Below are 15569 nucleotides of genomic sequence, written 5' to 3'. Positions count from 1 at the left end.
CTAAACAAGTGAGAATTTCTAGTGTTATTAAATGAGAATATTTCATGTTTATCCATATCATAAAGAGATTGAATTATTATTGGGGAACTGAATGGAGGTCACTGGTTCCTAAACCTGGTATTAATATATAACTCCTATTATAATAATTAATACTATTTCCTCCTAAAATAAATAAGTAATCTCAGGAGAAACTTACTTATTTTTATAACAAACTAATTTTTATTAACATAAAAAGGTAGTTCAAAAGTATTTGATCTAATGGGAGATTTTTAAATGGATTTTGAAGAAATTATTAAAAATTTACAGGATCTCTCTAATCCTGAGGAAGTAGAGGGCATGGCCCGTTTTGGTATAAATCCTGAAAAAACCTTTGCAGTAAGGATACCTGAACTGCGAAAAATTGCAAAACAGGCGGGTAAAGACCATTTACTGGCCCAAAAATTATGGGATGCAGGATATAGAGAAACCAGGATTATAGCCAGCATAATCGAAGTTCCAGAAATGGTTACCTCTAGACAAATGGATAGATGGGCTCATGATTTTGACACGTGGGATATCTGTGATCAGTGCTGTATGAATTTATTCCGAAAAACACCCTTTGCTTACCAAAAAATTAGAGAATGGAGCAATCAGGAGGAAGAATTCGTTAAAAGAGCAGCTTTTGTGCTGATTGCCACATTAGCTGTTCATGATAAAAAAGCATCAGATAATGTATTTCTGGATTTTTTTCCTTTAATCCTTAAAGAATCAACTGATGGAAGGAATTTTGTAAAAAAAGCAATTAATTGGGCTTTAAGACAGATTGGAAAAAGAAATTTGGAATTAAATAAACAGGCAATTGAATTTGGAAGAAAAATGAAAGAAATGGATTCAAAAAGCGCCCAATGGATTGCTAAAGATGCCTTAAAAGAATTGGAAAGTGAAAAAATACAGAATAGGCTGCAAAACAAGTGAAAAAAGCCCGGGATCTTTTCAAGGCTTTAATATAAAAAGGCAGAAACTTACATAATATATTTTTGTGCGCTTTCTCACCAAAATTTTTTTTAAGGATATATGCAGGTGAACATAAGATTATAGTTAAGGGTACCAAGTTTTGTAAGAGGATATTGATAGATGCTAGCCATATCCCCCCAAGAAATAGCTACATTTGATCTATCCTCTTACAAGCAAACCCTTAATAATTCTTTTTTTATCAATTATTAATTATTAGTTATTTCATTTTGTTTGGTTTAAATTACTTCCATTTGCATAAATTAAAAAATAGGGTATTAAATTAATTTAATACCAGAATGGTGTAATTAAGTATGGTGGCAAAACTCACCCACAGTAAATAAGGGATCATAATCAGTGCAGCAGGGCGGGATATACGATAAAAACTGATGATGGTTGCTAATATAGCTACCCATAATACAACTATCTCCACAAAACTGGCAAATAGATTTTTATAGTTAAAAAACAGGATGGACCATAAAAAGTTCAAGCCCAACTGTACTGAAAATATTCCCAGGGCAATCTTAACCTCTTTTTTTTCAAACCCTTCCCTGTAAATGAGGAATGCCGCCACACCCATAAGGGCATATAAAATGGTCCACACCGGACCAAAAAGCCAACTAGGAGGATTCCAATCAGGTTTAACCAGGGAGGGATACCAGGTATCCACCGCACCTGTTGTAAAAAATCCACTTATACCTCCTACAAGCAAACATCCAATTACAAAAAAGGTCACTAAGGATAGATCCCGACTACGGTTATTCATTTTCATCCTCCTAAAATGACTCTAATAACATGGAGCGACTACAAAAACCGGTAATTCTAATTTTTTAAGGCGATAATTTCTTTTACATCTACAAGTTTCCACACAAAGGAGCATTCCATTTCCACCAGGCAGGCTAGAGGGTCATCCGGGTCATGTCCCAGGGCAGCCATAATTTTTTTAGAAAGCTCTCTATCTTTAATTAGCTCTGCAAACTTGGAACGTATTTCTTTTTTTTTATGAGGGTCAGTTTCTTCTTCAATACGTCCCCTAAGTGAAACAAACTTATATTCTGATAAATCTGGAGTATATTCCTCTATTTCTACTGCCACTTTCGGATTATCCTGCAAGCGCTGAATTTTTTTACCATACTTGGTGGATAAAAAATAAATATACTTTTCATCAAAAACATATAAAAAAGGGGCTATATACGGGTATTCTCCATTAAATGCAATTCTACTCATAAAATTGGATTTAATAACTTCATCGTACTCTTCTTTTTCCATTAAGGGTATTTTATACAGACTCACCATTACCACCTTTTTAACAGATATGAATTATATCCTTCTTTTCAAAAATTAATCTTTCTATTTTTTTTATGTAAAATCTGAAATAACCCGGCAATACAAGCCCTATTTAATCACCGGGTAAGAGGCATTCAACCAGGCCCCCATACTACCCAGAACACTACTCACATCATCATAACCATCATTTTTCAGTATACTGCAGGCCGTGGTGGATTTATATCCAGAATCACAATAAACCACCACTTTTTTATTTCGGGGCACTTCATTTATTTTATGGGGAAGATCTCCCACCCATATATGATGAGAACCCGCAATACGGAACTTTTCATAGTCATTAACTTTTCGTACATCCAGTAAGAATATGTCTTCTTCTTTTTCCATCACATCCTTTAAATGATGCACTGACCACATATCCAGCTGCCCTACCATTTGGGCAGCCATATACCATGAAGGGAAACCTCCAGAGAGATGTCCATAAATATTATCATAACCCAGACGAACTAGATAGCGGACTACTTCTGGTATATGGCCTTCATTATCATCTATGATTACTATCGGATCTTCATAATTTAAAAAATATCCAGAATATGCCGGGAAACCCTCTTTCCAAATATTCAATGTCCTGGGGATATGGCCCCCTCCAAAACTGGTGGGTTTTCTAATATCCACCACCTGGACTTCATTTTTCATTAAATCAACTAATTCTTCTGGATTTAAAGGATTAGATTCAGGCAAACAACCTAAAAGGGGTGCTCCTTTCTGGTTATTTTCCTCCATTTTACTAAAATAGGGAGGGGTGTATAATTTCTCCTCCACTTTATGTTGGATAAATTCTTCTTTTTTTAGCTGGAGCAGCGGATTAGTTTTTTTCTCATAACCAATGGTGGTAAATTCCTGTTCTCTTATATCTGCTCCACAAACAGAACCCGCTCCATGGGCCGGGTAGATAAGCACATTATCTCCCAGGGGCAGTATCTTCTGGTGGATACTATTATATAATAATTCTGCCATAGATGGAGTTTTGGACTCACCAAAAAAATCCACCCTACCCACTTCTCCAGCAAAAATCACATCTCCGGTAAAAACTAGATAAACATCATTTGAGATATCCTTATCCCGCACCACCAGGGTTATGCTTTCCATGGTGTGTCCGGGGGTTTCCATAACTTCCAGTTCCAGAGAACCTAAGTCAAAGCTATCCCCGTCTATAACTGCGTTACCATACTTAAAATCCATATGCGGTCCATGTAGTATTTCTGCATCTACCCGGGATGCCAGCTCCAGGGAACCAACAGTATAATCTTCATTACGATGGGTCTCAAAAATATAGCGAATTGCAGAATCATATTTTCGGGATAATTCCAGATAGATATCTACATCTCTTCTAGGGTCAATAACTGCTAACTCCCCCTTAGATCCTATAACATATGAATTATGGGATATTCCCTCAGATTTAACCATCTCTAAAATCATGATGCCCCTCCTGTAGGATAATATATGGGATTGAAATTAAATATAATTTATTAAATACTTCAATCCAAATAGTTATAGGAAAGTTTTTCTTTAAACTAACATTATCTATTAATAAATTAAATTCAGGAAACATTAAGAAGCAAAGACTTAATTTTTGGGGTTTATTCCATGGAATTTATAATTGAAACCAAAAACATAACCAAAAAATATGATGGATTCACTGCAGTGGATTCTATAAATCTCAAGGTTCCTAAAAACAGTGTATATGGTGTTCTAGGGCCGAATGGAGCGGGAAAAACAACCCTTATATCTATGCTATGCACCATACTTAAACCAACTGGAGGTACCGGTAGTGTGAATGGTTATGATATCCAAAAACAGGCCAAAGAGGTTCGAGAATCCATAGGAATAGTTTTTCAGTCCCGGGCCCTGGATGATATTTTAACTGGTAGGGAGCATCTGGAAATGCATGCTTCTTTGTATGGAGTGCCGGGGAATGTGCGTCAGGATAGAATTGAGGAAGTACTGGATTTGATTGCCCTGGGCAAAAAGGCAGATGAATATGTAAAAACATATTCTGGTGGAATGAAAAGGAGATTGGAAATTGGAAGAGGCTTAATTCACCACCCCCGGGTTTTATTTTTAGATGAACCCACTCTGGGTCTGGACCCTCAAACTAGAGAAAGCATCTGGGAATATATCAAAGAACTAAACCAGGCCCAGGATCTCACTGTACTTTTAACCACACATTATATGGAAGAGGCTGATAAGCTCTGTGATGAAGTGGCTATAATTAATCAGGGGAGGATCATTACCGCGGATTCTCCTAAAAATTTGAAAAGAGAATTAAAAGCAGATACCCTCACCCTCAATGTTGATTCTCCCGAAGAATTTATAATTAAGGTTCGGTCCCTAAAATTCATAAAGGAAGCATTTTTACTGGATGGGGAGGTTAAATTGCTGGTGGAGATGGGGGAAAATTTAATACCTGAAGTGGTGGAGTTTGCCAGTAGAGAAGGATTCCCTATAAAATCGGTGGAACTGGAACATCCCAGCCTGGAGGATGTTTTTATAAAATTCACAGGATCTAAGATTAGTAGTGAGGGCCAATAATGTTAATCAAATTCTCTTATAAAATAGGTAGAAATCCTTTTTTTAAAGGAGTTGATCTATAATGGCAGAACTGGAAGGAATTTACACCATATGGTTGAGGGAAACCAAGAGATTTTTCAGATACCGCTCCCGGATTGTAACCTCAGTGGTAACTCCTATGCTATGGCTTTTAATATTTGGAACAGGGCTGGGAGCAGCAGTGCGCTTTGGGAATATGCCGGGAGGCTATGAGGCCTTCATTTATCCGGGAATTATTGGACAAACCATTCTATTCACCTCCATTTTTTCTGGACTTTCCGTAATTATGGATAGGCAGTATGGATTTTTAAAAGAAATTCTGGTAGCTCCTATTTCACGACCATCACTTGTAATGGGCAAGGCCCTGGGTATAAGCACAGCAGCAGTAATTCAAGCCACTATATTGCTCATATTATCCTTTATTGTGGGAGTTCCTATGACTCCGGTGGTATTCATACTGTGCATGGGGATTGCTTTAGTTATGTCAGTAGGATTGGGGGGATTGGGACTGGTTATCGCAGCTTTTACTGATAGTATGGAGGGTTTCAATCTTATAATGAGTTTTATTGTATTGCCCATGTTCCTTTTAAGTGGAGCATTATTTCCCATTACGGGCTTACCCTCCTGGCTCCAGACTGGTGTTTACTTAAACCCCTTAACCTATGGGGTAGACGCTTTAAGATATGCCATTCTAGGTGAATCGGCTTTACCCCTGGGTGTTAGTATAATTGTGATTTCTGCTTTTGCAGTAATGATGGTTTTAGTATCTTCACTACTCTTTAGTAAGAAAGAACAGAGCTTAATGTGATGTTATTTAAGAAAAATACCATCAGTATTTAAAAAATAGTTTAGATTACAACTCAATAAAAATTACACTGCACATGAAACCTCTTCAAAAACTGATTATGATGGAGTACTTTAAATTAATTTCCTACATAGACTTTATAGGTATTACATTACAATAATGTGCAAGGTGAAATAATGGTAAGTGTTACAAAAAAATTTCAGGTGACTATCCCCCGGGAAGTAAGGGAGGATCTTAATATTAAATCGGGAGATAGGATAGTTTTTGTTAAAAATCAGGAAGGAAACTGGGAACTTATGACTATAACTGCTCTTACTAAACGAATGTTGGAATCAGCCAATGGGGAGATGGATCCATGAAAATAGTTATTGATGAATCTGCCTTATTTGATAAAGATTTCTGCCAGTATCTACTTCAAGGTGAAGAAGAATGTTATTTATCTGCGTTATCTTACCTGGAATACCTCTCCTGGCAGTTGAATAATGGCAACACTCCCACCATGGTGGATGTATTCCTGTCAGAAATGAATATAGAAGTAGTTCCATTTGGGAAAAAAGAAGTAAAAGAAGCTATTAAATTAGCATCTTCACAAAAAAATCCTATGGATCTGGCTGGACTTGCTACTGCTTCATCACAGGATGTAATGTTAATCAGTAATCTTGAAAAAGAATATTCCGATATAATCCTGGTGGAAAGTACCCGGCAGTTTATGGAAAACAATAAATGAAAATAATATTTTTTTAAAACTTAAAGAAATAACCTACTTTTAATCTATACATATATACTGATCAATTAAAAAACACCACTTTCTACTAATAATGGGCTTTTCATTTATTTTGTAACTTATTTGCCTTCTACTTTTATGGCATCATAGGTTACCAGGCCACAGCTATCTCTATTCCTATTTATTTTTTTAATACATAGCATTTCATTGGCACCTCTACGGAACTGATATTTTACCGGTTGAATATCCAGGTAATAGTCAGGACTCAGGTCTTCTATGATTTGTTTTAAATAGGTTGAATGCTTTCCTTTACCATTGATACTTATAATGGGGTATATACGGACTTCATCCCTACTAACCCGGAGCATTTCTCTAATAGAATCCAGGTGAAACTCATAATCGAGCCTATCATCATATAAAAATAGTAAATGGGAAGATAAAACTAGATGAAAACTTTTATCTGGGAAATTTAAATCAGGAAGTTTTTCCGGGACATAGCGATGATTAAATGAATTTTTATAGTCCTGGTAAAACTCTTTATAACATTTTTCACGGTAAGCCATCATTTCCGCCAGGTCTTTAAAAAAACCCCACTCAACCTTATCTTCCAGACCCTTATGGGCATCCATCAAAGTTTTAAAATCATGGGAAGTTATTTTTTCTATATCCTCGGGATTAGGGCCATATAGCATATCAGCGGCAGTGACATCATAGCCCCTCTTATGCATGTGCGTGGTAAAAGAACTGGCACCAGCATTACAATCCAATATGCGACAGTTTTTCAGGTTATTTAAATTTAAATTGAACATTAACAAGTATTCCTCAAAACCCCTACCTAAAAACCATATTTTATTGCCAGACAAGACTTAACTCCATTTACCTCAATTATGATAACATTTATAATAACCCATTAATGAAGTTATGTTAAAATTAAAATGATGATTAATGTTAATCTACTTTAAGGGAATAATAAATAGTTTCATATAATTATTCTAATTTCATCAGGTTTCACAATTTAGATATAATTATGAACTTCGTTTAACAATTCTATAACGAAGATATGAAAAGGAAAAACACAAAAAAAATCAAAAATTTGAATAAAATGTAATTAAGAGTGTTAAGATGGCATGGTGATGATATGAAAATTAAATAAACTACTATGATAGTTAAGGATATGAGATTCAATTAAACTCTACACAGAAGTTATGGGATTCAAAATGATAGCCAATACAATATTGGAGCAGCAGGGACAATTACACTACTAAAAGGTGAAGGAGAAACTATAATAGAACTTATTAAAAATCCAGTAGATGAAACTGGCCTTTTTTCGGTGGGAATAGACGTTGAAGACATAGAAACCACCATAAAGAACTAAAAAGCTAAAGGTGCCAAAATCATCAGGGAACCTATTCCCATAACATGGGGACCCGGGACTTCATAGAAGATCCTAATGGAGTCTTAAATATCATTAACTCAAACACCATTAATCCTATTAGTTATATTTAATTTCATATTATGAAATTAACTATTTTTTAGCTATATTATGTGAAATAAATCCTTTAATTTACAAAAAAATATTTCCATTGCAATTACTTGGTCTGTCATCAGTATCTTTATCATATCCCTTCTTTCTATATTATTCCATGGAAACAGAACCCCATCCTAGGGACCTGATAACCCAGACCCGATACTGGTATATTTTCTTAGATCCTGACCAGAAAAACCTGGGAACTTGCATAGTGTCCTTAAAAAGGGAATCAGGTCATCTTTCTTCTTTAAAGCCTGCTGAATGGCAGGAATTTATAAAAATTGTTTATCAACTGGAAAAAAGCATAAAAAAAGCTTTCAAAGCCACTTTATTTAATTGGGGCTGTTTTTTAAGTGAAATTGAAGAGAATAAACTACTTCATCTGGAGTGGCATGTAATACCTCGCTACCAGCAGAAACTTGAATTTGAGAAAAAATCATTTTCAGACCCTTGCTTTGGTAAAAGCACCATTCAAATATGTGGAGAAACATTAATCCTACCTTATAGCTTAAGGAATAAAATAATAAGCAAAATCAGGGAAAACCTGAATATTTGATTTTAAGCCTAACTATTTTTCCAGGGGCAGATTCATTTCATATTATTTAATATAATATGATGGGATATAATCAGTATCATATGAATTCCAGATTCTGCTATAATTGAATTCATTATTTTAAACAATTATAACTTAATTATGCTATTAATAACAGGTGACAACATGAAAAACCTTTCCAAAGAAATTATTGGACGTATTCAGGAGATTTCAAGACCAGTAAAGATTATGCATGTATGCGGATCACATGAACACACCATTATGCAGCACGGATTACGTACTCTGCTTCCAAAAGAAGTACAGGTGGTAGCTGGGCCTGGTTGCCCGGTTTGCTGTGTACCTGCCCGGGAAATAGATGAATGCTTGCAGCTGGCTGAAAAAGGAGTGACCATCACCACCTTTGGGGACATGCTACGGGTTCCAGGATCAGATAGCTCACTGCAACAGGCCAGGGAAGATGGAGCTGATGTTAGAATTGTCTATGGGGTTAACAATGCCGTTGAGATAGCACAAAAAACAGATAATGATGTGGTATTTATGGCGGCTGGATTTGAAACCACCGCTCCTACCACTGCTTCTGAATTACTGGCAGGACCTCCTGAGAATTTCTCTATACTATCCTGCCACCGGCTGATTCCTCCGGCCCTGGAATTTTTAATAGAATCCGGAGAAGTTAATCTAAATGCCTTAATTGAACCAGGGCATGTTTCCACCATAATTGGAACTCATCCTTATGTTCCTTTTTCTGAAAAATATGGAATACCACAGGTTATCGCTGGATTTAATCCACTTGATATATTAATGGCAGTATATATGATACTGCGTCAGATTAAAGAGGGTAAAGCAGAAGTTCAAAATGAATACAAACGAGCAGTAAAGGATGAGGGCAATATAAAAGCTCAACAGGCACTGGAAGATGTATTTGAAATAACCAGCAGGGAATGGAGGGGCTTTCCCCAAATACCAGAATCCGTATATGAGGTCAGAAAAGAATTTTCAGACTTTGATGCCCGGAAAAAATACGATATTCAGGTAAAAGAGGTTAAAGAGGCACCTACTGGATGTATATGTGGGCCTATATTACGGGGGGTTGCTCGCCCCGAAGAATGTACCTTATTTAAAAAAGAATGCAATCCTTTAAATCCTATTGGGGCCTGCATGGTCTCTAAAGAGGGCACCTGCCATATTGCCTACCGCTACAGCTCATTATGATTAAAAATATTAAACCCTGTTACGGGGATGAAGATGAATATTAAAGCAGTGGCACTGGATATAGATGGTACTATAACCGATCCTACTCGGAAACTTTGTTTAAGTGCAGCAGAAGCCATACAAAAAGTTGAAAAACAGGGTATACCGGTTATAATTGTAACAGGGAATATTTTATGCTTTACCATGGCTACTTCTGTTTTATTAGGGGCCTCCGGAGGATTAGTGGCTGAAAATGGAGGGGTGGTTATATCCCGGGATGAAGTAAAGGTACTGGGTGATTATGAAAAATCAAAATTAGCCTTTGATTATCTTAAATCTAAAGAAGACGTGGAAAAGGTTGGATTTTCAGATTTAAGAGTCTCTGAGATTGCATTACGTCGTACTGTACCGGTTAATCAGGTTAAAAATACTCTTAAAGACTTTGATATTGAGGTATATGACACCCAGTTTGCCCTGCACCTTACTGACCCCCAGGTGAATAAGGGATCTTCTCTGGAGCTAATTACCGGTGAACTCGGTATTAAAACCAGGGATATCATGGCGGTGGGAGATAGTGAAAATGATATTGATTTTTTAAAGGTGGCCGGACTTAAAGTGGCTGTGGCCAATGGAGATAATGAGTTAAAAAAAATGGCTGATTATATCACCACTAAAAAATATGGTGATGGGGTAAAAGAGGCTATAGAGAGGTTTATATTATGATGGAAGAGATGGCTCAAAAAGCTCTAAAAGAAGCTCAAAGATATACAGATCAAGCGGAGATATATCTGGAAAAAGAGCAGATAATGCAAATCGAATTTCAAAAAGACAACCTGGACTTTGCAAAAGAAGAATCTAATCTGGGTATGGGTATAAGGGTCATTATAGATGGAAAAATGGGCTTTTCTTATACTTCCAACATGGATGAGATAAAAAATGCAGTTAAAAGAGCAGTATTTAACTCTAAAGCCAACCAAAAGGATGAAAACTTCTCTTTAGCTTATCCTTCAAATTACAAAAAGGTAAAAGATATTCATGATCCTGATTTTGATAACATGGAAATCCAGGAACCTCTATTATTTGCTCGGACCATGATTGACACAGTAAAAGAAGAAAATTGCCAGCCGACTTCCGGAGGATTTTCTTCAGGCAAATCCCAGATTTTAATCATGAATAGTAATGAAGTGGAGGGCATGGAATCATCCACTGGATTTGCAGGATATGTGGCGGTAAATGCTGAAAAAAATGGTGAAAAATCAACAGCTTATGAATCTGAATCCTCGCGATTTTTCGATATAAAACCAGAAGAAATAGCTAAAAACGCTTGTAAGATTGCTAAAGATTCTGTTGGTGGTGTTGAAGTTAAAACCCGGGATATGGAAGTTATACTAGATTATCACGCAGCATCTGGTCTTTTAGGTACCTTCCTGAATGCAATAAATGCGGATAATGTTCTCCGGGGCAGATCAATATTAGCAGATAAATTGAACCATAAAATAGCTTCTTCCACATTAAATATTTATGATGACGGCACTCTTAGAGGTGGTATGAATTCTTCTTCCTTTGATGGAGAAGGTACCGCCACTGCAAAAACACCACTAATTGAAGAGGGAATACTCCAGGGATTTATTTACGACTTATATAATGCCCACAAGGGCCAATCAAAAAGTACCGGTAATGGTATACGGTCATCTTTTAATGAAAATCCTTCAGTAGGCCCCACTAACATCATAATGGATTTTAAAGAGGATATTAATATTTCTCAGTTAGATGATGCCCTAATGGTGAGTGATGTTCTGGGGGCCCATACTGCTAACCCTATTTCTGGTGATTTTTCAGTGGAAGCTAACAATGCATTTGTAATTAAGAATGGAGAGATTATCCATCCAGTTAAAAAATCAATGTTATCTGGAAATATTTTTGATTCTTTGAAAAAAATGAATGCCCTGGAATCTAAAATAAAACAATTCGGACCATTTATTTTACCAAAAATCTTAATCCAGGAACTGCGAGTGGTGGGTGACTAATAAATTTTAATATATCACAAATTTTTTACTGTCTTTTAAGTAACATTATTAATCCCTGATCGGGGGGTGATGGGATAATGTGGCGGCCAGAACCACTGGATAAACACAAAAAATGGAGTAACAGTATATCCCGGGTAATTAGGGACTATTTAGAAATAAGTAAAAATCTTAAATTAGCTCGCTTTAAGCTGGCATATTTTATTGAAACATATGAGGAAAAAAATACGCTACAAAAAACCTCTTTAAATGATCTATGGGAGCAGCATCAAAGATATTATTCATTTTTCCGGAAAATTTATAGTAAAAAAAAAGCAGCACCTGATCCGGATACTTTTAAATCCTATTACCAGAAAATAAATGCTTCTAAAACTCCCCGAAGAAGTTTGCTGGATTTAAAACTGGAAATTGCTGAAAAAATATCAGAATCATGCTATTTATGTGAAAAAAGGGCACTGTCAAAAACTTGGGGGTTTTTGATTTTATGTTTTTGATAAAAAATTTTTAAATTCTTCTAAAAACCCGTTATTTTATAAAATAGAAACCTAAAAACTTTTATAATAAATGGAGCATAGTATTTTGCATGCAAAAAACAAAAACACTTGCTCCAATTACTGATTTGTTTGATCCAAGTTATAAACTTTCCTATTTTTGCGAAGGTTTGTCAAAATATGTTGAAAATCAACTAAAATCCTGCAAAAAAGAATATAAAGTATCTAAAACATTAAAAACATGGCATAAAAAAGATATTTTTCATATTGAGATGTTGGAAGCCTTTTGTCCGGAATGTTTCACCAGATCCGTGATCAAAAATGGTGTTAAAGGAAGAAAACTCATATTTTATAATAAAAAAAAGATTAAAACCGAAATTCAAGCATATAAATGCAAAAAATGTAATAAAAAATTTAATACAGATATATCAGAACTTATTGAGAATAATAGTAATTTCACGCGTGATTTTAAGAGTAAATGTCTTGAATTAGTAGGTTTATTCTTTGGATCATTGCGTAACGTTGCTTATAAAGTTAAAAAAGACACAGGAATCCATATTTCACATCAAACAATTGAAAACTGGATCCTTGAATATAAAAATAAAAAAAAAGATTCTAAATATCGTTATTCGGGATATTACATTTTTGATGTAGAGTGGGTTAAAATTAAAGGTGTATGGAATTACCGATTCACTTTAATCGACAGTAAACAGGATATTATTGTTGCAGACAAAATATACTCTAAAGAGAATTCTAAGAACATCAAAGAGTTTTTAGATCAAAATACTCGAAATAAAAATAGAATTGCCATTACCACTGATTTAGATGAGAAATATAAACCAATTATCGAAGAATTAGGGTTTAAACACCAATGGTGTTTATTTCACACATTTAAAAACTTTAACAAAATCATAAAGAACTATATTAAACAAAATAAAGTATCAAAAGAAGAAATAAACAAAATAAAAGAAGAAAAAGAAGAAATATTCAATTTATTTCAAGTTGGATCATTAAAAAATGCTAGAAATAAATTTAACCAAGTTTTAGTTAAAATTAAAGAGTATTCGAAGATTATTCAATTTATTATCATTAATTCGTTGCGTCCTTACTTTAAAACTTTCTTCGCGTTCTTAGATGATAAAAATATCCAGCGAACATCTAACAAAATAGAAAACATCTTTCAAAAAACCTTTCCTAAAAGTGTTAAGAAGCTAATGAAGATTAAAAATGGTGTAATGTCACGAATAAACATCAGAAAAGAAATTCAGTATCAGAAAAAGGTTTTCGACAATTAACCCCCAAGTTTTTGACAGAGCCGAAAAAAGTTGCGGAGTTAATCGTAAAAGCAGGTTTTTTGATAAATCAGGCTACTGTAACTGTCAGAAACCAGTTATTGCCTCTGAGTTCTTACATATTGGTGAAGAAGCTCCTCTGATACCCAGCCATACTATATTTTTCACCGGATGTACTCTTCATTGCGTTTTCTGCCAGAACTGGAATATCAGTCAGAGAATCAATGCAGGTATTCACCTGAGTGAAAGAAAATTAGCCAGTATAATAGATGCCAGAAGAAAACAGGGATCAATCAATGTTAACTTTGTAGGAGGTGAACCCACACCCCACCTGCCTTTTATTATACGCACCCTGTCTTATTGCAAAGAAAATTTACCGGTTATATGGAATAGTAATTTTTTCATGAGTGAAGAATCAATGTGGATTTTGCAGGGGTTTGTGGATTTATATTTATCTGATTTTAAATTCGGCAATGATGAGTGCGCTTCTCGTTTATGTGCTGCAGATAATTATTGGAATACGATAACCAGAAATCATTTAATGGCTAATGAATCTGGAAATTTAATTATCCGGCACCTGATACTTCCCGGGCATGTGGAGTGCTGCACTAAACCTATATTAAGCTGGATTGCTGAGCATCTGGGCCCAGATACGGTCGTAAATATCATGGGACAGTACCATCCTGACTATTATGCTCATCAATACCCTGAAATATCTCGAATACCTTTCTCATCTGAGATAGAAGAAGCAGTTCGATGGGCTAAAAAGGTGGGGCTGAAAAATCTGATATAAAAAAAGGTTTTAATTTAATCATTAATAGAACTACTAACCAATAGAAGATTTAATTTGGTTTTTTATCAATAAATATAATCAGGGATTTAATTACATTATAAAAATAGATTCATATTTATTTAATTATTTTATTCAGGTGATTATGGATGGAATGTCAAAATTATGGTATTAACCGGACTTTAGAAAGAGAAAATCTTAATCTTAACCCGTTACAACGTGGCGGAGTTTTACCGGCAGCTGCCCGTGAAGCCCTTTATGAATTTGGAGATGGCTACAGTGTGTGTGATTACTGTGCCGGAAGATTAGATGAAATCCCAAAACCAAATATTCGGGGATTTTTAGATGATCTGGCCCAATTTATTAATGCTGATACAGTCAGAACTGTTCATGGGGCCAGGGAAGGGAAATTTGCTATTATGCATGCACTTTGTGAACCAGGGGATACTATTGTGGTTGATGGAAATTCCCATTACACCACTCATCTATCAGCAGAGCGCAATAAGTTAAATATGATAGAAGTACCATCCAATTCACATCCGGAATATCGTATAACTCCAGAAAAATATAAAGAAGTTTTGGAGACAGCTTTAGATGAAAAAGGAGAAATTAAATTAGCTCTTTTAACCCATGTGGATGGTAATTATGGTAATCTTGCTGATGCTGCAAAAATTGGTAAAATATGCCGGGATGCCGGTGTTCCGGTGGTTTTAAATTGTGCCTATTCCATGGGCAGATTACCCATTGATGCTAAAGCATTTAATATGGATTTTGTGGTGGGAAGCGGACATAAAAGCATGGCAGCTTCGGGACCAATAGGAGTATTAGGCCTTAAAGAAGAATGGGCCGATCTGGTTCTTTCTCGGTCCTCACGTCATGAAAAAAAGGAACTGGAAATGTTAGGATGTACCAGTAGGGGTGCACCCCTGGCCACCCTGATGGCTTCTTTGCCTTATGTAATGGAAAGGGTAAGCAAATGGGATGAGTACCTGAAAATATCACGATATTTTGCAGCTAAAATGGAAGAAATTGAAGGAGTAAATCAACTTGGAATTAAACCCACCCTTCATGATTTGGTACGATTCGAAACTCCTGCCTTTCATAAAATTGCCCAGAATCATCCTCGCCGGGGATTTTTCCTTTATGAAGAATTGAAAAAACGTAAAATTGTGGGGATTAAAAGAGGACAAACAGAATGGTTTAAATGCAGTGTTTATGGTATGACTCAAGAGCAGGTGGACTATCTGGTTAATGCTTTCCATGAGATTGCAGGAATAAATTAATTCC

General features: G+C 35.5%; 18 protein-coding genes. 13 read left to right on the top strand and 5 right to left on the bottom strand.

The window, feature by feature from the left end; all coding sequences use genetic code 11:
- The first annotated feature begins 273 nt into the window (after nt 1-273).
- Nucleotides 274-954, top strand: a complete 681-nt coding sequence (locus HYG87_RS04585) for a DNA alkylation repair protein (protein WP_211534042.1) — start codon at nt 274-276, stop codon at nt 952-954.
- Nucleotides 955-1273: 319 nt separating this feature from the next.
- On the opposite strand, the gene HYG87_RS04580 is transcribed toward HYG87_RS04585, so the two are convergent.
- The 3 genes from HYG87_RS04580 to HYG87_RS04570 form a co-directional block, all read right to left on the bottom strand.
- Nucleotides 1274-1756, bottom strand: coding sequence for a TspO/MBR family protein (locus HYG87_RS04580; RefSeq protein ID WP_211534041.1), 483 nt, complete (start codon nt 1754-1756; stop codon nt 1274-1276).
- A 56-nt stretch (nt 1757-1812) separates the two neighbouring features.
- Nucleotides 1813-2283, bottom strand: a complete 471-nt coding sequence (locus tag HYG87_RS04575; RefSeq protein ID WP_211534040.1) for a pyridoxamine 5'-phosphate oxidase family protein — start codon at nt 2281-2283, stop codon at nt 1813-1815.
- Between the two features lie 102 nt (nt 2284-2385).
- A complete protein-coding gene (locus tag HYG87_RS04570) occupies nt 2386-3753 on the bottom strand; it encodes an MBL fold metallo-hydrolase (RefSeq protein ID WP_211534039.1) in 1368 nt (455 codons plus the stop codon).
- Between the two features lie 168 nt (nt 3754-3921).
- Here HYG87_RS04570 and HYG87_RS04565 point away from each other — a divergent pair, with 168 nt between their 5' ends.
- The 4 genes from HYG87_RS04565 (at nt 3922) to HYG87_RS04550 (ending at nt 6416) form a co-directional block, all read left to right on the top strand.
- Nucleotides 3922-4866, top strand: a complete 945-nt coding sequence (locus tag HYG87_RS04565) for an ATP-binding cassette domain-containing protein (RefSeq protein ID WP_211534038.1) — start codon at nt 3922-3924, stop codon at nt 4864-4866.
- Between the two features lie 61 nt (nt 4867-4927).
- Nucleotides 4928-5692, top strand: a complete 765-nt coding sequence (locus HYG87_RS04560) for an ABC transporter permease (RefSeq protein ID WP_211534037.1) — start codon at nt 4928-4930, stop codon at nt 5690-5692.
- 173 nt (nt 5693-5865) lie between these two features.
- Complete coding sequence (locus tag HYG87_RS04555) at nt 5866-6048, top strand: AbrB/MazE/SpoVT family DNA-binding domain-containing protein (RefSeq protein WP_211534036.1); 183 nt, start codon at nt 5866-5868, stop codon at nt 6046-6048.
- The gene (locus HYG87_RS04550; protein WP_211534035.1) at nt 6045-6416 is read left to right on the top strand and encodes a type II toxin-antitoxin system VapC family toxin; all 372 of its coding nucleotides are present in this window, start codon (nt 6045-6047) and stop codon (nt 6414-6416) included. The genes HYG87_RS04555 and HYG87_RS04550 overlap by 4 nt, the downstream gene beginning before the upstream one ends.
- Before the next feature lie 116 nt (nt 6417-6532).
- On the opposite strand, the gene HYG87_RS04545 is transcribed toward HYG87_RS04550, so the two are convergent.
- Nucleotides 6533-7276, bottom strand: a complete 744-nt coding sequence (locus HYG87_RS04545; protein ID WP_211534034.1) for a class I SAM-dependent methyltransferase — start codon at nt 7274-7276, stop codon at nt 6533-6535.
- 349 nt (nt 7277-7625) lie between these two features.
- On the bottom strand, nt 7626-7766 hold the full coding sequence (locus HYG87_RS04540; protein WP_211534033.1) for a hypothetical protein: 141 nt from the start codon (nt 7764-7766) through the stop codon (nt 7626-7628).
- Between the two features lie 290 nt (nt 7767-8056).
- On the opposite strand from HYG87_RS04540, the gene HYG87_RS04535 reads away from it, so the two are divergent.
- From HYG87_RS04535 to pscS, 8 genes are all read left to right on the top strand, one after another.
- Nucleotides 8057-8497 carry an HIT family protein gene (locus tag HYG87_RS04535; protein WP_211534032.1) on the top strand — a complete coding sequence of 147 codons (441 nt, stop codon included), beginning with the start codon at nt 8057-8059 and terminating at the stop codon, nt 8495-8497.
- A gap of 162 nt (nt 8498-8659) precedes the next feature.
- Nucleotides 8660-9706, top strand: a complete 1047-nt coding sequence (gene hypD / locus HYG87_RS04530) for a hydrogenase formation protein HypD (RefSeq protein WP_211534031.1) — start codon at nt 8660-8662, stop codon at nt 9704-9706.
- Nucleotides 9707-9739: 33 nt separating this feature from the next.
- Nucleotides 9740-10408, top strand: coding sequence for a phosphoglycolate phosphatase (locus tag HYG87_RS04525; RefSeq protein ID WP_211534030.1), 669 nt, complete (start codon nt 9740-9742; stop codon nt 10406-10408).
- Nucleotides 10405-11712, top strand: a complete 1308-nt coding sequence (locus HYG87_RS04520; protein ID WP_211534029.1) for a TldD/PmbA family protein — start codon at nt 10405-10407, stop codon at nt 11710-11712. The genes HYG87_RS04525 and HYG87_RS04520 overlap by 4 nt, the downstream gene beginning before the upstream one ends.
- A gap of 77 nt (nt 11713-11789) precedes the next feature.
- Nucleotides 11790-12203 carry a hypothetical protein gene (locus tag HYG87_RS04515; RefSeq protein ID WP_211534028.1) on the top strand — a complete coding sequence of 138 codons (414 nt, stop codon included), beginning with the start codon at nt 11790-11792 and terminating at the stop codon, nt 12201-12203.
- Between the two features lie 89 nt (nt 12204-12292).
- The gene (locus tag HYG87_RS04510) at nt 12293-13495 is read left to right on the top strand and encodes a hypothetical protein (protein WP_211533141.1); all 1203 of its coding nucleotides are present in this window, start codon (nt 12293-12295) and stop codon (nt 13493-13495) included.
- A complete protein-coding gene (locus HYG87_RS04505) occupies nt 13470-14285 on the top strand; it encodes a radical SAM protein (protein WP_211534208.1) in 816 nt (271 codons plus the stop codon). The genes HYG87_RS04510 and HYG87_RS04505 overlap by 26 nt, the downstream gene beginning before the upstream one ends.
- Nucleotides 14286-14431: 146 nt before the next feature.
- Nucleotides 14432-15565 carry an O-phospho-L-seryl-tRNA:Cys-tRNA synthase gene (gene pscS / locus HYG87_RS04500; protein ID WP_211534027.1) on the top strand — a complete coding sequence of 378 codons (1134 nt, stop codon included), beginning with the start codon at nt 14432-14434 and terminating at the stop codon, nt 15563-15565.
- Nucleotides 15566-15569 lie beyond the last annotated feature (4 nt).

Origin of the sequence: Methanobacterium alkalithermotolerans, from assembly GCF_018141185.1 — an archaeon.
Classification (GTDB): Archaea; Methanobacteriota; Methanobacteria; order Methanobacteriales; family Methanobacteriaceae; genus Methanobacterium_F; species Methanobacterium_F alkalithermotolerans.
Note: the sequence above shows the minus strand (reverse complement) of the source record. Positions and strands in the feature narration are given on the sequence as shown.